Raw genomic sequence first — 20,022 nt, forward strand, 5'->3', positions numbered from 1 at the left:
TCCGCAAGCTCCCACCCGCCCCACCCGACACCCTCATCCGCGCCATGGACACGGTGCTCCGAGCCGTCCCCGAAATGGACCTCGCTCAACTCACCGAACTCTGCGACAGCGCCGAACCCCTCGTCGCCGGCATTTCCAACGGAATCGCCAGCTACATCTGGGAACGCGCCGGTGACCCCGACAACGCCCTGAAGTCGGCCGAACAAATGCTCGCCATCTTCGAACACCGCGAATACCCCTGGACCCGCCTCCTCGCCGACTCCCGCCTCGCCGAGCTCCACCTGTACGCCGGCCGCGGCGCCGAAGCCCTCCACCACCTCCGCTCCGCCGCCCAACTCCAAGAAGACCTCGGCGACTGGTCCGACATCGTCGGCGTCCGCGGCGCCATGGCTCTGGCCTCCCTCCAAATCGGCGACCTGGACCAAGCCGAACACTGGCTCGCGGTATCCACCTCCCCCGCCTCCCAGGAATCCTTCGGCAACCAATCCTTCGCCCTGGCCGCCCGCGCCGAGCTCCACCTGGCCCGCGGCAACATCGACACCGGCCTCCAACTCTGGCGCGACGCCGTAAACCTGATCTCCGCCGAACGCATCCCCGGCCTCCAAACCGAACCCGGCCTGGAACCCTGGGTCCTGGAACTAAAATCCGTCGCCGTCATAGCCCACGCCCGCCACGGCCACCTGGATCGAGTAGCCGACTTCCTCCACGATCTCACCACCACCCTCCCCGCCCTCCTGATGAACCCCCACGAGATCCAATCCGCCTACACCACCGGCCTCCCCCTCCGCGGTGCAATACTCCTGGCCCTGGGCATGGCCAACCTCCACACCGGCCACCCCCGAACCGGCACAACCCTGATCGCCCTAGCCCACCGCTTCGGCTACATGCGCCAGTTCCAACCCACCATGTCCACCACCCAAGCCTGCACCGACGCCGAACAAACCGACCCCGTCGCTTACGCCGAGGCCGTCTCCGCCTACGCCGACCTCAATCCGGACGAGCTCCGCGCCGCCGCGCTGGCCGTGCTGGACTCAGTTCAGAACGCGCCGAAAAGGGCGTTGCCGGGGGCTTCCGGGTCGGGGCTGGTTTAGAAGTCGCGAATGGCTGCGATGATCTCGTCGACGGTGAGCCGCCCGCTCCCGTCGCGGTCAAGGAGTTCGAACGCCTGCGCGGCGTCGCCACCACCCACCCCGAGAGCGCCGAAAAGACGTGCGAACTCCGCGCCGTCGAGCTCCCCACTGCCATTAACATCCGCCAAACCCACAAAGGCCTCGGCCAGCGGCAGAATATGCCGGTCGAAACCTTCGCGCCCCATGATCGATCCGGCGATCGACTCGACAAACTCGTCCTCGGTGATCATCCCGTCACCGTCGCCGTCCATCTTTCTCAGCAACCCGGCCCACAGTTTCACATAACCGTCCCGCAACGCCACCGCATGTGGACTGTCCAGACCCTGACCAAACGCCCCAGCCACCCGTGGTGCGATCTTCGCGTAGTCCTCCTCCTCGAGCTTCCCATCACCATCCACATCGATCAAAGCAAACCGACGCGCCAGCTTCCGGCGCTGCAATTCATTGATCTCACCGCTCATGATCTCTCCTACGCCGACGACTCCAAAGCAGGCCAAGAGTAGTAACCACACCGCGCGATAACATTCCGACAACCAGGTGGCAGCGCCGAAATTCCAGCCCCGGAGGGTGATTGACATCCCGAGGCATGGTTACCAAATGTTGCCCAATGCCCAGCCACAACCACTCGTATGGACCCGTCGATGATCGAAACCCACCGTTCGGCCTACCGTAACGGGCACTTTTGCCGGGCGACTAGTTTGGTGACGGTGCCGGGATGTCCGGTGCAACCGGGCCAAAGCCAACCTGGGAGGTTCGATGGGACAGCCATCGGTCGTGATCCAGCTCGACGAGCGCGCCCACAACACCGACGGCTCGTTCCACGTGCGGGTGACCTACCGCGACGGCGTCGCCTACGACGTGACCGTCACCGACCCGGCCTCCGAAGACGTCGAAAAGCTCTTCGCCTGGTACTTCGAAGAACATTTGCGCTACCCCTTCCTCGACGCCGACCGCCGAACCGAAGCGGTAGCGAGCCTGGAAGAGTACGGCGAGAACCTGTTCACCCAGGTGTTCGGCGGCGACCCCGGCCGCCGCTACCGTGCCTTCCAGGAAACCGGCTTCGACAACTGCCGCATCGAGATCTCCGGCTCCGCCGCCTTCCACCGCCTCCACTGGGAAGCCCTCCGCGACCCCGAACTAGACACACCCCTGGCCCTCCGCCTACCCATCACCCGCCGCGCCGACCTCCACAAAACCACCTTCAAACTCCCCGACCCCCGCCCCACCCTGAACATCCTCCTGGTAACCGCCCGCCCCAACGGCCCCCGCGACGTCGGCTACCGCACCATCTCCCGCCCCCTCCTCGACGCCCTCCGCCAAGCCTCTATGCCGGTAACCCTCGACCTGGTCCGCCCCGGCACCTGGCCAGCCCTCCGCGACCACCTACGCGACGTATCCGAACGCCGCGGCACCGGCTGGTACCACCTCGTCCATTTCGACGTCCACGGCGCATTCACCGAATCCGATTCCGTCGGCTCCGGTGGTTACCTGTTCGCCTCGGAGCAGCCCGACCACAAGCAGGGCTTCCTGTTCTTCGAAACGGGCGAAGAGGGCCAAGCAGATCCTCGGCCGGCATCAGAAGTAGCAGCGCTGCTCGCCGAACATCGAGTGCCCATGGCAGTGCTCAATGCCTGCCAGTCCGCCATGCAGACCGACAGCGAAGCCGCGCTGGCACACCAGCTCGTGGACGCCGGGGTGCCGGTCGTCGTGGGAATGGCGTACTCGGTCACGGTCACCGCCGCAGCGCGGGCGATGCCGCTGCTGTACCACCGACTCGCCCAGCAATCCGACGCCGACAAGGCGTTGCTGATGATGCGCCGTCATTTGCATGACGATCCCCAACGGCAAGGATACTTCGATCAGCAGTTGCCGTTGCAGGACTGGGTATTGCCGGTGGTGTTCCAGCAGCAACCGGTCACCCTGAACCTGCGGCCAATGGACGACCAGGAGGCCGACGAGTTCTATTCCCGGCAGGGGGCCATCGGCGAGGAACCGAGCCCCGAGTACGGGTTCGTCGGCAGGGACCTCGACATTCAAGCCATCGAGCGACTGCTGCTGGTCGAGGGCAGTCCGAACCAGGTCCTGGTGCGGGGCATGGCCGGAGCGGGCAAGTCCACACTGCTGGCGCACCTGGGCTGGTGGTGGCAGCGGACCGGCCTGGTGGAACGGGTGTTCTCGTTCAGCTACGACCAGCGGGCGTGGACCGTCGGGCAAATGGTGCGGGCGATCGCCTCCCAGTTGTGGAGCGGAGTGGAGTTCGCTCGCTGGGAGGAGATGTCGGAACCTGGGAAACGCGAACGGGTCGCCCAGGAAATGCGAGCCACCCGCCACCTGCTGATCATCGATAACGCCGAGTCGATCACCGCCAGCCCCGCTGCAATCCCGCACGCCCTGGCCGAATCCGAACGCGACCTGCTGCGGCAGTGGCTGGCCCGGCTCCGCGGCGGCCGCACGCTGGTTGTGTGGGGTTCCCGGGAAGCCGAAGAGTGGGCGGTCCGAGACAGCTTCGGCACCAACGTCTACGAGCTAGGTGGCCTGGATCCCCAGGCAGCCTCGGTTCTCACCGACCGCATCCTCACCCGCCACCGGGCCAACCATTACCACGACGACCCCGACCACCGCGATGCACTAACCGAACTACTACGCCTACTCGGCGGTTACCCCCTCCCTCTCGAAGTAGTCCTGCCGACCCTGGCCACCACTCCACCGAGGGCGGTCGTCGACGAGTTGAACAGCGGCGGCACCGGTGCCGACCCGGTCGGGCTGATCCGCAGCGCCATCGAATACAGCCACGGCAAACTCGACCCAACCATCCAGAACTCGTTACTCATGCTGGCCCCCTTTGTCGCCACGATCCCCGGCGGCCCTGCCTTGGCCCGCTACCAGGAACTTCTAGCCGAGTACCAACCGGCCGAAGACGGGTGGGGCACCGTCAACGTGACCGCCGGCCTGGCGGCGGCGGTCGAGATCGGTTTGGCCGCCGACCACGATCAGTTCCCGGGATGGGCGCAAATCATGCCTGTGCTGCCGTACTTCCTGCGCCAGCGCTTGTATCAGCACCCTCACTGGTGGACTGCTACCCGGCATGCGCACTACGACCTGCACACCGAACTGGGCCAACAGCTCCGGCGGATGATGGTGTCCCAGGAACCCGACCAGCGGGCCGCCGGACGAGCAGCCACCCAGGCCAGCTACGCCAACCTAACCGGCGCGTTGGCATTCGCGGTGGAACACCATCAGCCGGTCATTTGGACTATCGGGCCGTTGGATGAATACCTCGACCAAACCAGCCAACAGACTGCTCGGTGGCAACTCCTCCACGACATCATCACCGCACTGGCCGCCCGCCCCGACCAGATAGCCCGACGCGAACTGATGTTCACGTATGACCTCGCCGGCAGCGTGGCACAAGAGCAACGGCGTATCGATCAAGCAGGTGACCTTTACCGCCAAGCCCTGGACCTCGCGTTGGAGTTCAACGACCGAGGCGGCGTCGCGAAGATCTACCACCGACTCGGCGTCGTGGCGCAGCTACAGCGGCGCTTCGATCAAGCCGAGAACTTCTACCACCAAGCCCTCAAACTCAAACTGGAGTTCAACGACCGCCACAGCGCTGCGAACACCTACCACGAACTCGGCTTCGTAGCGCAGGAACAGCAACACCTCGACCAAGCCGAAGACCTCTACCACCAAGCCCTCAAACTCAAACTGGAGTTCAACGACCGCCACAGCGCCGTGAATACCTACCACGATCTCGGCCGGGTAGCGCAGGAACAGCAACACCTCGACCAAGCCGAAGACCTCTACCGCCAAGCCCTGGAACTCGCGTTGGAGTTCAACGACCGCCATAGCGCCGCACGCGCCTACCACCAACTCGGCATGGTGGCACAGGAACAGCGACGCCTCGACCAAGCCGAAGACCTCTACCGCCAAGCCCTGGAACTCGCGTTGGAGTTCAACGACCGCCATAGCGCCGCAAGCGCCTACCACAATCTCGGCATGGTGGCACAGGAACAGCGACGCCTCGGCCGAGCAGAGGACCTTTACCGCCAAGCGTTGCAGGCGTTCCAGGAAACATCCGACGACCGAGCCGTTTCCCAGACCCGCACGAGACTTGGCAGCTTGCTGGCAGATCTCGGCCGGCACACCGAAGCTTTCGATGCGCTATTCGACGCTGTCATCAGTTGGCGGCGGATCACCGGTAATTTCGACGCAGAAGCTCTCCGATTCCTCGGTGGGCTGATGGGGCATGTCGATCCTCAAGCCGTTCAGCGGAAGTTCGACAGTCTCGATCAAGCGATCGCGGCGGAGTTGAGGGAGAGGCTTAGGGAGTTGGGGACTTGAGCAGGGTGAGGAAGGTGTGGGCGGCGGGGTGGGGGAAGTGGAGGGTGGGGAGGGTGGGCTGCTTGGAGTCGCGGTAGGCGATGTGGGTGGGGGTCCAGGCGGTTTCTACGCAGGCCGCGTTGTTGGCGCTGTGGGTGGACTTGCGCCAGTTGACGATCACGGGAGGTCCTTTCTCGCTTTGGCGATCAAGGCCCGGGAGCGCTTCGGGTTGAGCGCCAGGTGGCGGAGGTGGTTCACCACCTTGCCATAGTCCTCCACGGTGGCGGGTTTGTCGTAGTAGTAGGCAAATTGCCGGGTCTCCTCGTAGGCCACGCGCCAGTCGTCGTCGAAGCGGAGGAGGAAGAACGCGCCTTGGAGTGCTGGGTGGACGCCGACTTCCTGGGGGATGACCTGGAGGTTGACGTTGGGGCGCTTCGTCATCTCTAGGAGGTGGTCGAGTTGATCGGCCATGGTGGCGGGAGTGCCGACGGGGCGGTGGAGGGCCTGCTCTTCGAGGACACACCACAACTCGGCGGGGTTGGTGTCGCGGGTGAGGGCGGACTTTCGGCTCAGACGCAGGTTCACGCTGGCTTCGATGTCGACGTCGAGGGTGATCGAGGCATGGTAGGTGATCAGCTCGCGGGCGTAGGCGTCGGTTTGGAGGAGGCCGGTGATGAGCATGGGGTCGAAGACTTCGATGGTGGTGGCCGTGGCTTCTAGGCCGACGAAGAGTTCGAAGTCGCCCATGGTTGAGGGAGTGGCTTGGCGGTCGCCCTTGAGTTTGGCGACCGATAGCAGGTCGAGCATGTGGGGGATGCGGTCGCGGCGGCCGAGGTAGTCCATGAGGACTTCGAGCGCCGGGCGGGAGGGGAGGTTTTTGCCGCTGAGGAAGTGGGTGAAGCCGACGCGGGAGATGCCGATGCGTTCACCCGCTTGGGTGGGATTTTTGCCGGCTTGCGTGCACAGGCGGACCAGTTCGTAGCGGAGTACCCGGCGAGCTACCTGCGGTCCGAACGTCACCTGCACGTTGAATCCCCTGTTCGTCGCGCGGGACACAGTAGCTGTTACGGGGGGGCCTCGCAGTGACAGGTGCAGCGCTCCGGCGGTAACTTGTTCCTAACGGAAGGAGTTCGCGTGGGTGATATCAGGAATAGCCCGGCCAGGATGTCGGTGTGGGTGGAGATTCCGAATGGGTGCCGGATGCGGACGGAGTTCTCGGACGGCGACTTCGGGGCGACCGATGTCCACATGCGACTGGTGGGCGAGGTCGACGAGACGGTTCTGCGGTTCGAGCGGACCGCGTTGCAGCGGTTCGCCGAGTTGGCGGGGCGAATGCTCGGAACCGAGCATCCGCCGGGGTCGCCGCCGCCGTCCATTTTCGACTCGAGCTTGCGGGAGGGCATCCAGGAGGTGGAGCGGGCGTAGTGCGATGAATGCGTCTTTCCTCACCCCCAGCGTGAGGAAAGACGCATTCACCGCACTTCACTTGGACGGGTCGCGGTTGAACAGTTTCTTGGCCCAGACGTAGCTGAGCAGGGTGCCACCGACGCACCAGGCAATGGTGATCACGGCGCTGTCGCCGATCCCGGTGCCCATGAGCAGGCCGCGAACCGTCTCGATGAACGGGGTGAACGGCTGGTAGTCGGCGAAAGCACGCAGGCCGGCGGGCATTGAATCCGTCGGGACGAAGCCGCTGCCGAGGAACGGCAGGAGCACCAGCGGTAGGGGCAGGCTGCTCGCGCCTTCGACGGTCTTGCTGAACAGACCCATCGCGACCGCCAGCCAGGTGAGCGCGAAGGTGATCAGGACGAGGACGGCGAGAACGGCGAGCCACTCGACGATAGTTGCGTTGGGGCGGAAGCCGATCGCGGCGGCGACGCCGATGACGACGCCGAGGCCGAGCATTGTTTGGATGACGCTGCCGACGACGTGGCCGGTGAGGACCGAGACGCGGGCGATGGCCATGGTGCGGAAGCGGGCGACGATGCCCTCGGTCATGTCCATGGCCACGGAGATCGCCGTGCCCTGCATGCCGCCGGCCGCGGTCATCAGCAGGATGCCGGGGACGACATAGGCGAGATACTCGGCCCGGCCGCCGGCCGCCGGGCCGAGTCCGGCGCCCAGGGTGCCGCCGAAGACGTAGACGAACAGCAGCAGGAACACGAGAGGCAACCCGACGACCGATGCCGCGACGACCGGGTAGCGGATCATGTGTTTGATGTTGCGCCGCACCATCGTGGCCGAGTCGGTCAGCGCGTAGGACAGGGTGCTCATGAGGTGGCCACCTTCTGGGAGTCAGTACGGCCGGTGAGGGCCAGGAACACGTCGTCGAGGTCGGGGGTGTGCACGGTCAGCGCGTGGACCTCGATGGAGGCGTCGTCGAGTCGGGCGAGCAGGGCCCGCAGCGCGTGCACGCTGCCGTCGTAGGGCACCCGCAGGGCGAGCGCGTCGTCGTCGCGCACCACCGTGCCGAGGACGCCGGCGGCCAGGTCCAGCTCCGCCGCCTCGGCGAAGCGCAACCGGACGTGCTCGCCGGGCACCAGGCGCTTGAGCTCCTCCGGGGTGCCCTCGGCGACCAGTCGCCCGTGATCGAGGACCGCGATCCGGTCCGCGAGCTGATCGGCCTCCTCGAGGTACTGGGTGGTGAGGAACACCGTGACGCCACCGGCCACCAGATCGCGGATGATCTGCCACATCGTGCGCCGGCTTCGCGGGTCAAGGCCGGTGGTCGGCTCGTCCAGGAAGATGATCCGCGGCGAGCCGACCAGGCTCATCGCCAGGTCGAGCCGGCGCCGCATGCCGCCGGAGTAGGTCTCGACCGGCTTGTCGGCGGCATCCACCAGGTCGAACCGCTCCAGCAACTCGGCCGCGCGGCCGCGCCGGTCGGCCTTGCGCAGGTGGTACAGGTCGGCCATCAGCATGAGGTTCTCCCGGCCGGTGAGCAGGCGGTCCACCGCGGAGAACTGCCCGGTCACGCCAATCGCGGCGCGCACCGCGTCGGGCTCGCCGGCCACGTCGTGCCCGGCCACCCGGGCCACGCCGGAGTCGGCGCCGATCAGCGTGGACAGGATGTTGACCATCGTCGTCTTGCCGGCCCCGTTGGGCCCGAGCAGCGCGAAAACCGAACCTTCGGTCACGTCGAGGTCGATGCCGTCGAGCACGATGTGATCCCCGAACGACTTGCGCAGCCCGGCCGTGGCGATCGCCGGTCCGTTTCCCGTGAATGTCATGCCGCAGAGCGTGCCGGGCACCTGGTTCAGTCCGGTTTCAGCGCGGTTTCAGGCCCGGCCCGCAGGGTGAAACCCGGACACGGGGAGGGCGGAATGAGTTTTACCGAAGCCGAGCATGTCTTCGCGGGAATTCATGAAGGCGCGCTCAAATGAGCTTATCCGAGCATTCTTCACCGCGCGACCGCGGCACCTTCGCTACGGCTCGATCAATTTCGTGCCGGCGACGTCGGTCAGCGCGACGCAGATGGACACGATTCCGTTTCCGGGGATCCCCGGAGGAATCGACTGGGCGGTCACGTTCGAGATCCCGCTGGTGGATCTGCACCAGCAGGACCTGCCGCTGCCGCCCGAGCTCACCCTCGACGCCGGCCATCTCTCCGTCCGCACGTCGGTGAGCTCGGGTGGATCTCGAAGGTGCGCTGGTCGTCGGGCTTGCGGTCCGGATCCGGCGGTCGCGGATCGAGCTTCTCGTGCCGGCAGCCGAGACACAGTGTTCGCCTCAAACAACGAGCGGCGCGGTCGTGGTGGCGGTGGACGCGGTGGAAATCGTCGACGTCGCGCCGAACGAGCTGGAGTCGGTGCTGGAGTGCCTCATTCTCATGGTGCTCCGCGCGGTGTTGAACAACGTCCGGCTGCCGCTTCGGGCGTTGCGGACCGGTTCGACCAGGCGCTCGCGCTCATTCCACCGCTGTCCAGCAGCGGCTCGGGCAGCCTCGGCCCGTTCACGGCCGGGTACAGCGCGAACGCCACGTTCAGCGGCGGGGATGCCGATCTGATTCCGCCCGGAACGATTCGGATCACCGACTTCCGGGTGGACTGGAGCATCTTGTTGTCATTCCAGTTCAACCTGTCCGACATTCTCCCGGACTTCTGCATCCCGCGGGTCTGCATCCACATTCCCTGTGTGGGCACCGTGTGCACGCCGAAGATCTGCATCGACTGGCCCACCATCACGATCCCGGTGTCGTTCGCCGACTTCGTGCAGGCGACCGCCGACTTCGGGCTCGCCGTCACGCAGGTCGGTGGCGTGTGGAAGGTCGACGCCGTGATCCAGGGCCTGCCGAACCTGAAGTTCGGCGCCGCCACCGCGGCCATGCTCGCGGCCATCGGCCTCGCCGCCACCCCGATCCTGCTGGCGATTCCGTTCATCGGACCGTTCCTGGCGCTCGCGGTCAACGGGATCCTGGCGCTCATCGGGCTGGCCGGGGTGACCGGCCTGCTCGGGCCGATCCTCACCCCGTTCGTCTCGGGTCTGAAGATCCCGGTCTTCAGCCAGCCGGCCACCTTCGCGGTGCTGCCGCCGGCCGGTCCGTTCGACCCGGCCGTCACCATCCACCTCGACGCCGTGTCCGCCGGCGTCAGCGGCACCGACGAGGACGAGTTGCTGGTCTCCGTCGACGTCTCCCCCTGAGAGGACAAATGATGATCGACTCGTTCGACAGCCGGGCGCTGCGCTACGTCGACTGCTACGGCCAGCGGTTCATGCGTCCCAGGGAGTTCAGGTACAACGTGCTCGCCGTCGGGTCACAGCTCGCGGTGACCGAGCGACCGTTCCGGATCGCGGTCAGCGACCGCGGCGGGGACCAGATGACGCAGCACTCCGTGTCACTGTCCATCCGCGACCGGGACTTCGTTCCGGACCAGCCGGATCTGACCATCGCGCTCGGCGACATGGTCATGTGGAACTGCCCGCTACCGGCGGCCTGGCCGTTCGCAGTGGTCGGCGACCAGGAGTTCTTCGGCAGCACCAACCTGGTCAACGAGAGCGGCTACAGCCACATCTTCTCGGCCGCCGGCGACTACCACTGGGTCGACGCCAACCGGGCGCGGTCCGCGGGCTGGTCCGCGTGCGCGACCCGGAGGTCCGGACCGAGGACGACCTCAAGCGGTGGCGCGAGCAGATCGGCGTCGGCACCCTCGTCATGATCGCTCAGGGCGACGTCGAGCCCGCCGAGGTGGACATCGTCACCGGCCAGACCGTCTTCTTCATCGTGGTCTCCGGGCCGGGCATCACGATCACCGACGCCCGGCTGGTGGAGAACTAAGGTCAGCGCCTGACTCGGTTTCCGGTTCAGAACAGCAACTGCCATTCGGCGAACGCGGGCATGCAACTGCCCAGCACCACCGCGGAGCCGCCGGTGCGGGCCAGGCACCCGCCGCCGTTGGTGTTGCTGATCCGGAACGTGTTCCCGCTGCCGGTCAGCGTCCACACGTCACTGCTGCCGCCGCCGCAGGGCGCCTGCAGCACCTGCGTCCCAGCCGTCGGGGACGTCGCGGCCAGGCACATGCCGGTGCCCATGCTGCTGCGGATGCGGACGGTGAACTTCGCGACGTCCTCAAAGTTCCAGATCTGGTTGCCGATGTCGACGCACGGGTCGTGCGTGATCAACGCGCCCGGCGAGCCGTCGGGCGTCGCCACGCAGGTCTCGGAGGGTCTGTACTCGATCCAGACGCCGATCCAGGGGCTGGCCTCGGCGGCCGGTGGCAGCAAGAAGGCGGCGACGAGAGCGGTGATGATCAGCGCGATACGTCGGGGCATCAGAACCTCCGGGGGATACGGTGGGGAGTCGATCTATTGCACAGAGCCAAACCCACCGTGTCAACCTGGGCGGATCCGCGTTTTCTCATGGAAATATGGGATCGGCGGAGATCGGATTCCCCCGTTTGCACCTAGCTCAGGTCAGCCGGTGTGTCCGGGTGCGTCGGCCCACGCTCAGCGCGGCGGCCCGCCTAGGCACAGCACGGAACCCGACCCGGAACCCGTCGCACCGACGGCGTCGGTCGCGGTCGCGGTGGCGTTCACCCGGACGCCCGGTTGGCAGCCACCGGAAATGCTGCCGGTCGTGGCACTGCTGACGTTCCAGGAGTAGCTGTACGGCGCGACGCCACCAACGGTCGTCGCGGTGCAGGCGAACCTACTGGCGCCGAGCGCCTCGCAGCGCACCGTCACAGTAAGCGTGCCAGCCTGCGCCGGTGCCATCCCGAGCAGCATCCCGGTCATCAAGCCGGCCGCGCCCAGGACACAAAGTCGGATACTCGCGATACCTCGCAACATCAATAGTCCCCAATCCCCAATTTTGCCACACCGTCCGAGAATGCTATCGGTTTCCGGCGACCGAGGAATGCGGCGGCCGGCCGGCGGGCTCCCACATCCCGTACCGACCGGCCGCCTCGGGGTGCCCCCCGCTACCCCGGTCCGTAGACGTCCCAGAGCTGACCCACGAAGAACCGGCCGAAACGGGCCAGTGCCACGACGCCGTGCGGGCCTTCGGCGCGGAAACTGGTGAGCATGACGGCGAGGTCCATCGGCTGGATGTGCAGGGTGCCGGCGCCGGCGACGCGGGCGGCGGCGTCCTCACCGGGGGGCACGTGGCCGTAGAGGAGCCGGGCGTAGAGGGTCGAGGTGTCGTGCCAGAGCCGGGTGGCCGGGCCGTCGTGCACGTCCTTCCAGCCGGCCAGGGTGCGCGGTTGCCCGGCGGCGTCGGTGAACCAGAGCCGGTAGCGCATCTCCCGGCTGCCCGGTTCGGCGCCGGGAACCAGGAGGTTGAACCACCCGCGCTGGACGTCGCACCGGCCGCCGAGGAACGAGGCCTCCAGCCAGCCGTCGGCCCGGGCCAGATGCTCGGGTTCGCCGAGAAACGTGTCGACGTCGTCGACGCGGATGGTGAGCCGGAACGCGAGGCGGTCGCCGATGTGGCGGCCCCGCACCGGTATCCACCGCGGATCGCTCGCCCCGAGGACGATGAACCCCGCCATCTCCTCGGTGAACGACAGCGAGGTCCGGCCGGTGGCCGCGGCCACCGGAACGGTCTGCCGCACCGGGGCGCCGTACAGCAGCCGGGTGGCGAGCCGGTCGGCGAACGCGGCGATGGTCAGCGACGGGTTCGGCCCCACCGGGCCCGGCATGACCGAGCCGTCGGCGATGAACAGCCCGGGATGGTCGAACACCTCGCCGAACGCGTCGCACACGCCTTCGCCGGGGTGACGCCCCATCGGCGCTCCGCCGAGCGGGTGCACGGTGATGATCCGCTTCCCCAGCCACGCCGGCAGCCCGGTGTGCTCGGCGCCGAGCACGTCCGCGATCCGCCGCATGGTCGCCCGCAGCCGGTCGAAATGAGGCTCGCTGGCCGCCAGGTCCCATTGCACGTCAAGCTTTCCGCCGCGCAACCGGAGCCGGCCGTCCGGCACGTCCCGGCCCATCCCCAGTAGCGGCAGCGAGCTCTCGACGAGGTCGCTGGGCTCGACCAGCTTCGACACCTCATCGGACAGGTTGGTGTCGTGGGTGACCAGCGCCCGCAGCCGCTGCACGGCGAACCGCGCGGCCCGCCCGAGCTCGCTGCGCACGTCGGCGGTCTGGATCAGCCAGTCCACGAACGCCGGGTGGCCGCCGTCCTCGATGTAGCCGCCCCGGCCGGTCTCGGGCGTGCCGTCCACGTCGTCGGCCAGCCGGATCGCACTGGTGATCACCGGCCCGTGGCTCGCGTCCAGCGGCCGGATGCGGCTGCGATCCTTGGCCCGCAACAGGAACGAGAGCAGGTCGCCGTTGCCGGAGAATCGGCTGCCCAGCGTGCCGCTCAGCCCGGGCAGCCGGGTTCGGTTGCGCATCAACAGGTACGTGGTGCCGAGCGTGCCGGCGGCGAGCACCAGCCGGTCGCACCGGATGACCCCGCGCCGCGGCCCCGGACCGTGCCGCACGTAGGACACCTCGTAGCCGCCGTTGGTGACCGGCCGGATCTCGCGCACCTCGTGCATCGTCCGGAGATCGGCGCCGTGGTGCCGGGCCGCGGACAGGTAGGTGTGGTCCAGGGTGTTCTTGGACCCGTCGTTGCAGCCCATGTCGCACTCGCCGCAGAGCCGGCAGGTGCGGCGCGGCACGCCGTGCAGGTTGCCGTACGGAGCGTCCACAATGGGCAGTCCGATACCCGGCTCGGCGCCCCGCGACGGGGCGAAGCTGACCGCGAGCGGCGGCAGCATCCAGTCCAGCCCCAGCTCCGCGGCCGCGTCCCGCATGGCGATGGTCTTCGGGGTGTCGGCGTAGTCGGGATGCTCCAGCGGGTACGGCACCGCACCCAGCATCGCCTCCACGGCCTCGTAGTGCGGATCCAGTTCGGCCCGGGTCACCGGCCACGACTCGTACCCGCCGGTGGCCAGCGGCTCCTCCTGCACGAACCAGTGCTCGTCCTTGCGCAGCAACACGTTGGCGTAGATCAGCGAGCCGCCGCCGAGCCCGCTGGCGACCACGGCGTCGCACCCGCCGAAGCTCCACACGTCGTACAGGCCGTGCCGGCCGGCCCTGGGGTCCCAGAACGCCCGGCTCACATCGCCCGGCCGGCGCGGAAAGCTGCCCGGCGGGTACGGCTGACCGCGCTCCAGCACCACGACCGACCGGCCCGCGGCGGCAAGCCGGTACGCCACAACGGATCCGCCGAACCCGGACCCCACGACGACGACGTCCGCCCGCTCGTGCTCCATGGCGGTCACCCGCTGTTCCGCTTGAGGAAGTCGAGAATGCGCGGGAACACGTCCAGGTGCGCGGTCCGGCCGATGATCGGGTCGATGTGACCGTACCCGGGCAGGACGTGCAACTCGTGCCGGCCGGGGGCGACCTTGTCCAACATCCGGTGGCAGACGATGTTGGAATCGGTGAACACGTCGTTCTGGTCGCCGGTCAGGAACAGCACCGGCGTCTCCACCCGTTCCGCGCCGGCCAGGTAGTCGTCGGGCAGATCCGGGTGCGACGCGGGGTCGAACTTCACCGCCCGCCCCGCCCGCACCATTTTGTTGACGTGCCGGTAATAGTGGACGTCGGCCGCGCTGTTCAGGTCGGCCAGCCGCTCGTGTTCATGGGTCTGCAGGGCCAGGTTGACGTGCCGGTACATCGCCGGGTGCCCGCTGCCCCACATGAAGCTCTGCATGTGGCAGGCGGGCTCGCCGCATTCCCGGTGGAACCGGGAAGCCAGGCGGGCCAGCAGCCAGCGCCGGGTCAGCGGCGGGGCGGCGGCGAACCTCGGGTCCAAATAGGACAGACCGAAGCCGTACTCGAGAAGCGCGGGGGCCAGGGCCAGCTTGACCCGGGCCCACGCGCGTACCCGTGGGGTGAGCCCCACGCTGTTGGCCACCATGCTCGTGACGCCGTCCACCGTGCCGCCGAACAGGCTCATCTGGAACGACACCGACCCGAGGCAATGTGCGATGACGTGGATCCGCCGTACCCCCACGTGACGGCGGAGCTCCCGCATCGCTGCCGAATGGTCGAACGCCGCGATGTCGTCCAGCGTGTCCCGCCGGGTCTCGACGCTGTACGGAAACCGGTTGCTCATCCGGAAATCGAGCGCCCAGACGTCGCCGAAGCCGCTGTCCAGCAGGAAGCTCACCAGGTTGCGGTGCTCCGGCATGATGAACATGTCCGAGGACGAGGTCAGCCCGTGCACCAGGAGCACGACGTCCTCGCATTCCGCCGTGGAGAACCTGGTCAGCGTCAGGCCGAGCCCGTCCCCGGTGGCGAACGGATGCACCGAAACCTCGGCGCGGGGCACACCCGACCACGTGTACCTCGGTATTCGGTGCTCCATTGCGGCCGCCCTCCCCACAGTGACCAATGACAACGATGCCAATGACCCGGCCCGCGCGGCATCGTGGAAAACCCGTACATTCACGCGTTCCCAGTGAGTTTGGTTACCACCCCGACCCGATTGGTCACGCCGAGCTTCCGGAACACGCTGGACAGGTGGGTCTCGACGGTGCGCCGGTGGACGAACAACAGCTCGGCGATCTCGTGATTGGTCCGACCCGCGGCGACCAGTTGCGCGACCTCCCACTCGCGCCGCGAGAGACCGAAAGGCGCATCGGACCGGCCGGCCGGCCACGGTCCCGGCACTCGCACCCCGAGCCGGCGCCTTTCCTTGTTGGCCTGACACTCCAGCGCCCGGGCGCCGCATACCTGGAAGATCTCGGCCGCCCCGCGCAACCGCTCGCGAGCCAGCCGGCGCTCGCCGGCCGCGTCGTGGGCCAGGCCGGCGGTCAGCAACGCGCGCCCGGCGTCCAGGCGCCGATCGGCCGTGCTGAGCAGCATCGCGGCCTGCTCCGCCAACGCCGCCGCCGTGCCCGGGTCCTCGGCACGAAGAGCATGCGCCCGGGCCAGCGGGGCCAACCCGGAGAACGCCGGCAGATCCTGACGGGTGAGCTGGGCGGCCCGGTCCGCCCAGAACGTCGCCTCGGCGGGCTCGGCGTAGGCCAGCAGCTCACAGGTGGCCAGCACGGTGCCCGCGTCCAGCCGGGGAGTGTCCGAATCACCGAAGGCGGCGCGCAGCGCGGCGACGCCCTCCGCCCGCCGGCCGGCCGCGATCATGGCCACGCCCAGGGCGTTCTGCGCCATGCTGCCCGCCACCTCGCCGCGGCCGGCGCCGATGCCCGTGGCCTCCTCCCCGTCGCGCAGGGCGGCCTCCGGGTCCCCCGACCAGGCCAGCGCCCGGCACCGCTGGGCCAGCGCGAACACCACCTGGTGCCCGGACCCCAGCAGGCGGGCCTCCTCGACCGGCTCCTCGATGATGTCCAGCGCCTCGGGCAGCCGGCCGAGCAGGATCAGTGTGCTGGCGGTGCCGGCGAGCAGGGTGGTCAGCACGTAGTTCTGCCCGGTGGCCCTGGCCACCGCCGCGGCCCGTTCGAAGTGCCGCAGCGCCACGGAGTAGTGCCCCAGCATGGACTCCGCCCAGCACAGCCAGGCCACCACGTCCAGCCATTCGGCGAGGTGCTCGTCCGGCGCCGTGTCGACCAGCCGCCCGGCCACCTCCGCGGTGCGCAGCGCGTCGGCGATCCGGCCGGCCGCGTAGGCGGGCATCGGACGCAGCGCCGCCACGGCCATCGCCAGGGCCGGCTCCCAGCCGTCGCCGGCGTCCGGCATCAGGTCCAGAACCGCTTGGGCGGCCCGGAAATCCACCCTCATCATGCTTTCCGCGACCAGCCGCATGCGCAGCGGGATGGCCACCGGCGCCCGCGGGTCCGGCATCCGGCTCAGCTCGTCCAGCAGCAGCGCGCGGGCCTCGTGCGGCCGGTTGAGCTGGCGCTCCATCAGCGCGCACAGCCGCGCGGCCCGGGCCCGCCGCGCGTACTCCCCGGCGGGCAGCAGCTTGAGCAGCTCGCGGGCGGTGTCCCGGCCCTCGGCCAGCCGCCCGCTGACCGACTGCGCCCGGCAGAGCTCCATCAGCAGTTCCAGCCGGAGCTCCAGGGTGCCGGGCTCCACCCGGATCACGTCCAGCGCCTTGCCCAGCCAGTGCGCGCTGGTCCCCGGCGCCTGGGCGGACACCGCGCGGGCGGCGGTCACCAGGGTGTCGACGGCGTCGGGGTCGCCGATCGAGCAGGACCGCTCGACGTGGTGCGCCCGCATGGTGGCCGGCGCCCCGACCTCCGCGAGGTGCGCGGCCAGCCGGGTGTGCGCGTCGTGCCGCCAGCCGGCCGAGGCCGACCCGTACGCGGCCTGGCGCACCAGCGGGTGCCGGAAACGGAACCGGCCCGGCGCAGCCGGGCGCAGGATGTCCCGCGCCACCATGCCGTCCACCGCGGCGAGCGCGGCTCGCCGGGTCACCTGGGCGGCGACCGCGACCAGCGCGGGCTCGAACTCGTCGGCCGTCACCGCGGCGGCCTGGGCGAGCCGCAGCAGGCCCGGCGGCAGCTCGTCCAGCTCCACCCGCAGCGCCGCGCTGACGGTCGCGGGCAGCTCGGTGACGCCCAGCCGGTCCATCCGGGCCAGCGCGTCGAGGTAGAACGGGTTACCGCCGCTGGCCTCGTACAGCGCCGCCCGGCGCGCCCGGCTGACACCGGGCCCGAGCAGCTCGGCCACTTCGGCCGGGCTGAGCGGGCCGACGTTGACCTGCCGGCCGTTGGCGCCGGCGGTCTCGATCAGCGCGGCCAGCCGTGGGGTCGCCTGGGCCGGCCGGTAGGCCACGGCCACCAGCAGCCGGCCGCGCGGCGGGTGGCGCAGCAGGTGGTCCAGGAACTCCACCGAGCTGGTGTCGGCCCAGTGCACGTCGTCCAGGATCAGCGCGAGTCCGCTCGGCCCGGCCAGCTCGTCGAGCAGCTGCCGCAGCGCCCGGTGCAGCCGGAAGCGGACGATCCGGTCGCCGCTGGCGGGCGGCTGCTCCGAGGACTCCTCGGCCAGCGCCGGGAACACCGTGGCCAGCAGCCGGCCCTGCGCCGGCGCGAGCGCCACGGTCTCCAGGTGGTCGTCCAGCGCGTCGATCAGCACGCTGAACGGCATGATCTGCTCGAACTCCGCGGCCCGTCCGGAAAGCGCGGTGAGCCCACGCTCCGCGGTGATAGTGGCCAATTCCGCCAGCAGCCGGGTCTTGCCCGCCCCCGGCTCGCCGACCACCGCCAGGAACCGGAACCCGCCGTCGCAGGTCACCTCGACCAGGTCGGCAAACGCCCGCACCGCGTCCCGCCGCCCGACGAGCCGAGACTCGCTGCTGACGGCAATGCCCGCCTCCCCGCGGAATTGCAAGAACGGATCACCCCTGTCGTCTCGTGCGGCATCAGATAAGAACTGGCCACAGATCCTCATCGTGACGCACGAGCCGGTAATTGCTCCCAGTACCTCACATATTACGGACGAACGGGTGAAGATCAGTGGATGGCGGTGGTGGCGTGGAGGGCCACCACCGCCATCCGGGCCCCCAGACGATGCCCGGCGGCCGGACCTCCGGAGACGGGGGACGAGGGGTACGGACGTCCGGCTCGCCGCCTACGGGCATCGGGTGGATCGGGGGACGGGCCCGAACCGAGAGACGATATTGGCCCCGCCAGCACGCCGAGACATCCGTCAGATGACCTACAAAGAACGATCGCCTGCGCCCTAGGCTGGTGGCCATGGAGATCCACGGTGGGGCTGAGGACGGCTGGGGCCAGGTGGTGGACGTGTTCACCGAGAACCTCCGCTCCGGTCAGGACGTCGGCGCGGGCGTGACGGTGTACGCCGGAGGCCGCAAGGTGGTCGACGTCTGGGGCGGCCTGGCCGACGCCCGCACCGGCCGGCCCTGGACGGCGGACACGCCAGCGGTCGTCTTCTCCTGCACCAAAGGCATCCTCGCCATCTGCGTCTACCTGCTGGTCCAGGAAGGCAAGCTCGACCTCGACGCCCCGGTCGCCCGCTACTGGCCCGAGTTCGCCGCCAACGGCAAGACCGAGATCCCGGTCCGGTCCCTCCTCGACCACCGCTCCGGCCTGGTCGCCCTCGACCGCCCGTTCACCCTCGACGAGGTCCTCGCCTGGACCCCCGTCATCGAGGCCATCGAAGCCCAGAAACCCCTCTGGGAACCCGGCACCGCCCACTGCTACCACGGAATGACCTACGGTTGGCTCGTCGGCGAGGTAATTCGTCGCGTCACCGGCCACATGCCCGGCGTCTATTTCGCCGAACGCCTCGCGGTACCTTTGGGCCTGCGCACCTGGATCGGCCTGCCACCCGCCGAACACCAATCCGTCGCGCACCTCGAACCCCCACCCACCGAAGGCCCGGAAGAAGTCGTCCACCCCGTAGTCGACCGCGCCTTCACCATGGGCGGCGCCTACGCCTTCCCCGCCATCGACGGCGAAGTCACCTTCAACAACCCCGCCATCCTCGAAGCCGAGGTCCCCGGCGCCAACGGAGTGACGACCGCCTCCTCCCTGGCCCGCCTCTACGCCGCCTGCATAATGGAGATCGACGGCCCACCCCTCCTCACCCCCACCTCCATCGAAGACGCCATCACCCCCCAATCCTGGGGCCAAGAACTCTTCGACAAAATGGACAACGGCGCCCGCTGGGGCACCGGCTTCATGCTCGACTCCCCACCCTGGCGCCCCATGCTCACCCCCCGCAGCTTCGGCCACGACGGCGCCGGCGGCCAAGTAGCCTACGCCGACGACCACCACAAAATAGCCTTCGCCTACATCAACAACCAAATGGGCGGCCCCTCCGACACCCGCGCCAACAACCTCACCGCCGCCCTCAAATCCTGCGCCGAGCATCACCCCATCGTGTGATTTCTGCACTCATTCTGGATCTTGCGGTTGGGGTAGTGTCGAACAGGTGAGCACATCTACTGCGGGGATTTCTCCCGAGCTCCAAGTCTTGCATGATCTGGCGGATATCAGCCGTGAGATCGCGATCCTGGAGGGCCGGAAGTTGGTGTTGTTTGCCCGCTATCAGGAACTGCGGGAAAACGATAGTGATCACGCCACCCGGTCAATTCCAGACGAGTTGGCGATGGCGTTGCATATCAGCAGCCGCTACGCCGGCGCTCAGCTGGCGTTGGCCGTCGAGTTGCCGGAGCGGCTGCCGGACACCTTCGCTGCGTTGCAGGAGG

17 protein-coding genes and 1 pseudogene are annotated in these 20,022 nt (G+C 68.5%); 8 read left to right on the plus strand and 10 right to left on the minus strand.

What is annotated here, in order from left to right; genetic code table 11:
* Positions 1-1,091 (plus strand): tetratricopeptide repeat protein (locus VGR06_RS27975; RefSeq protein ID WP_327562129.1); only part of this gene is annotated, 1,091 nt, incomplete at its 5' end.
* Here the strand turns inward: VGR06_RS27975 and VGR06_RS27980 are convergent.
* Positions 1,088-1,591 (minus strand): EF-hand domain-containing protein, encoded by a 504-nt coding sequence (locus VGR06_RS27980; protein WP_327562130.1) that lies wholly within the window; start codon positions 1,589-1,591, stop codon positions 1,088-1,090. The genes VGR06_RS27975 and VGR06_RS27980 overlap by 4 nt on opposite strands.
* A 313-nt stretch (positions 1,592-1,904) precedes the next feature.
* On the opposite strand from VGR06_RS27980, the gene VGR06_RS27985 reads away from it, so the two are divergent.
* The gene (locus VGR06_RS27985; RefSeq protein WP_327562131.1) at positions 1,905-5,474 is read left to right on the plus strand and encodes a tetratricopeptide repeat protein; all 3,570 of its coding nucleotides are present in this window, start codon (positions 1,905-1,907) and stop codon (positions 5,472-5,474) included.
* Here the strand turns inward: VGR06_RS27985 and VGR06_RS27990 are convergent.
* Positions 5,455-5,634 carry a DUF397 domain-containing protein gene (locus tag VGR06_RS27990; RefSeq protein ID WP_327562132.1) on the minus strand — a complete coding sequence of 60 codons (180 nt, stop codon included), beginning with the start codon at positions 5,632-5,634 and terminating at the stop codon, positions 5,455-5,457. The two genes, VGR06_RS27985 and VGR06_RS27990, sit on opposite strands and share 20 nt — an antisense overlap.
* Positions 5,631-6,479 carry a helix-turn-helix transcriptional regulator gene (locus VGR06_RS27995; RefSeq protein WP_327562133.1) on the minus strand — a complete coding sequence of 283 codons (849 nt, stop codon included), beginning with the start codon at positions 6,477-6,479 and terminating at the stop codon, positions 5,631-5,633. The genes VGR06_RS27990 and VGR06_RS27995 overlap by 4 nt, the downstream gene beginning before the upstream one ends.
* 174 nt (positions 6,480-6,653) lie before the next feature.
* On the opposite strand from VGR06_RS27995, the gene VGR06_RS28000 reads away from it, so the two are divergent.
* On the plus strand, positions 6,654-6,878 hold the full coding sequence (locus VGR06_RS28000) for a hypothetical protein (RefSeq protein WP_327562134.1): 225 nt from the start codon (positions 6,654-6,656) through the stop codon (positions 6,876-6,878).
* Between the two features lie 57 nt (positions 6,879-6,935).
* On the opposite strand, the gene VGR06_RS28005 is transcribed toward VGR06_RS28000, so the two are convergent.
* Both VGR06_RS28005 and VGR06_RS28010 read right to left on the minus strand, forming a co-directional pair.
* Entirely contained in the window at positions 6,936-7,727 is a 792-nt protein-coding gene (locus VGR06_RS28005) for an ABC transporter permease (protein WP_327562135.1), read from the minus strand.
* Positions 7,724-8,683: an ATP-binding cassette domain-containing protein gene (locus tag VGR06_RS28010; protein WP_327562136.1), complete on the minus strand. Its 960-nt coding sequence runs from the start codon at positions 8,681-8,683 to the stop codon at positions 7,724-7,726. The genes VGR06_RS28005 and VGR06_RS28010 overlap by 4 nt, the downstream gene beginning before the upstream one ends.
* Positions 8,684-9,269: 586 nt before the next feature.
* Here VGR06_RS28010 and VGR06_RS28015 point away from each other — a divergent pair.
* The 3 genes from VGR06_RS28015 to VGR06_RS28025 are packed head-to-tail and all read left to right on the plus strand — an operon-like array spanning position 9,270 to position 10,728.
* The gene (locus VGR06_RS28015; RefSeq protein WP_327562137.1) at positions 9,270-10,094 is read left to right on the plus strand and encodes a hypothetical protein; all 825 of its coding nucleotides are present in this window, start codon (positions 9,270-9,272) and stop codon (positions 10,092-10,094) included.
* Positions 10,095-10,105: 11 nt separating this feature from the next.
* Positions 10,106-10,609 (plus strand): hypothetical protein, encoded by a 504-nt coding sequence (locus VGR06_RS28020; RefSeq protein ID WP_327562138.1) that lies wholly within the window; start codon positions 10,106-10,108, stop codon positions 10,607-10,609.
* Positions 10,606-10,728 carry a hypothetical protein gene (locus tag VGR06_RS28025; protein ID WP_327562139.1) on the plus strand — a complete coding sequence of 41 codons (123 nt, stop codon included), beginning with the start codon at positions 10,606-10,608 and terminating at the stop codon, positions 10,726-10,728. Before VGR06_RS28020 ends, VGR06_RS28025 begins: the two co-directional genes overlap by 4 nt.
* A gap of 26 nt (positions 10,729-10,754) precedes the next feature.
* Here VGR06_RS28025 and VGR06_RS28030 read toward each other — a convergent pair whose 3' ends face one another.
* From VGR06_RS28030 to VGR06_RS28050, 5 genes are all read right to left on the minus strand, one after another.
* Positions 10,755-11,222, minus strand: coding sequence for an RICIN domain-containing protein (locus VGR06_RS28030; RefSeq protein WP_327562140.1), 468 nt, complete (start codon positions 11,220-11,222; stop codon positions 10,755-10,757).
* Between the two features lie 174 nt (positions 11,223-11,396).
* The gene (locus VGR06_RS28035; protein WP_327562141.1) at positions 11,397-11,663 is read right to left on the minus strand and encodes a hypothetical protein; all 267 of its coding nucleotides are present in this window, start codon (positions 11,661-11,663) and stop codon (positions 11,397-11,399) included.
* A 206-nt stretch (positions 11,664-11,869) separates the two neighbouring features.
* Positions 11,870-14,155, minus strand: a complete 2,286-nt coding sequence (locus VGR06_RS28040; RefSeq protein ID WP_327562146.1) for an FAD-dependent oxidoreductase — start codon at positions 14,153-14,155, stop codon at positions 11,870-11,872.
* Between the two features lie 5 nt (positions 14,156-14,160).
* Positions 14,161-15,219: an alpha/beta hydrolase gene (locus VGR06_RS28045; protein WP_327562142.1), complete on the minus strand. Its 1,059-nt coding sequence runs from the start codon at positions 15,217-15,219 to the stop codon at positions 14,161-14,163.
* Between the two features lie 116 nt (positions 15,220-15,335).
* Positions 15,336-18,179 (minus strand): AAA family ATPase, encoded by a 2,844-nt coding sequence (locus VGR06_RS28050; RefSeq protein WP_327562143.1) that lies wholly within the window; start codon positions 18,177-18,179, stop codon positions 15,336-15,338.
* Between the two features lie 365 nt (positions 18,180-18,544).
* On the opposite strand from VGR06_RS28050, the gene VGR06_RS28055 reads away from it, so the two are divergent.
* Positions 18,545-19,699: a serine hydrolase domain-containing protein gene (locus tag VGR06_RS28055; RefSeq protein ID WP_327562144.1), complete on the plus strand. Its 1,155-nt coding sequence runs from the start codon at positions 18,545-18,547 to the stop codon at positions 19,697-19,699.
* Positions 19,700-19,745: 46 nt separating this feature from the next.
* Positions 19,746-20,022 (plus strand): annotated as a pseudogene (locus VGR06_RS28060) (DUF222 domain-containing protein); the annotation flags it as partial.

The organism is Actinophytocola sp. (assembly GCF_036002505.1).
In the GTDB taxonomy this organism is placed as follows: domain Bacteria; phylum Actinomycetota; class Actinomycetes; order Mycobacteriales; family Pseudonocardiaceae; genus DASYTH01.

Coding starts and splice junctions, on each gene's coding strand:
- VGR06_RS28025 (WP_327562139.1), top strand. CDS start 10,606: ATGATCGCTCAGGGCGACGTCGAGCCCGCCGAGGTGGACATCGTCACC.
- VGR06_RS28010 (WP_327562136.1), bottom strand. CDS start 8,683: ATGACATTCACGGGAAACGGACCGGCGATCGCCACGGCCGGGCTGCGC.
- VGR06_RS28035 (WP_327562141.1), bottom strand. CDS start 11,663: ATGGCACCGGCGCAGGCTGGCACGCTTACTGTGACGGTGCGCTGCGAG.
- VGR06_RS28020 (WP_327562138.1), top strand. CDS start 10,106: ATGATCGACTCGTTCGACAGCCGGGCGCTGCGCTACGTCGACTGCTAC.
- VGR06_RS27980 (WP_327562130.1), bottom strand. CDS start 1,591: ATGAGCGGTGAGATCAATGAATTGCAGCGCCGGAAGCTGGCGCGTCGG.
- VGR06_RS28055 (WP_327562144.1), top strand. CDS start 18,545: ATGGAGATCCACGGTGGGGCTGAGGACGGCTGGGGCCAGGTGGTGGAC.
- VGR06_RS28000 (WP_327562134.1), top strand. CDS start 6,654: ATGCGGACGGAGTTCTCGGACGGCGACTTCGGGGCGACCGATGTCCAC.
- VGR06_RS28005 (WP_327562135.1), bottom strand. CDS start 7,727: ATGAGCACCCTGTCCTACGCGCTGACCGACTCGGCCACGATGGTGCGG.
- VGR06_RS28040 (WP_327562146.1), bottom strand. CDS start 14,155: ATGGAGCACGAGCGGGCGGACGTCGTCGTCGTGGGGTCCGGGTTCGGC.
- VGR06_RS28030 (WP_327562140.1), bottom strand. CDS start 11,222: ATGCCCCGACGTATCGCGCTGATCATCACCGCTCTCGTCGCCGCCTTC.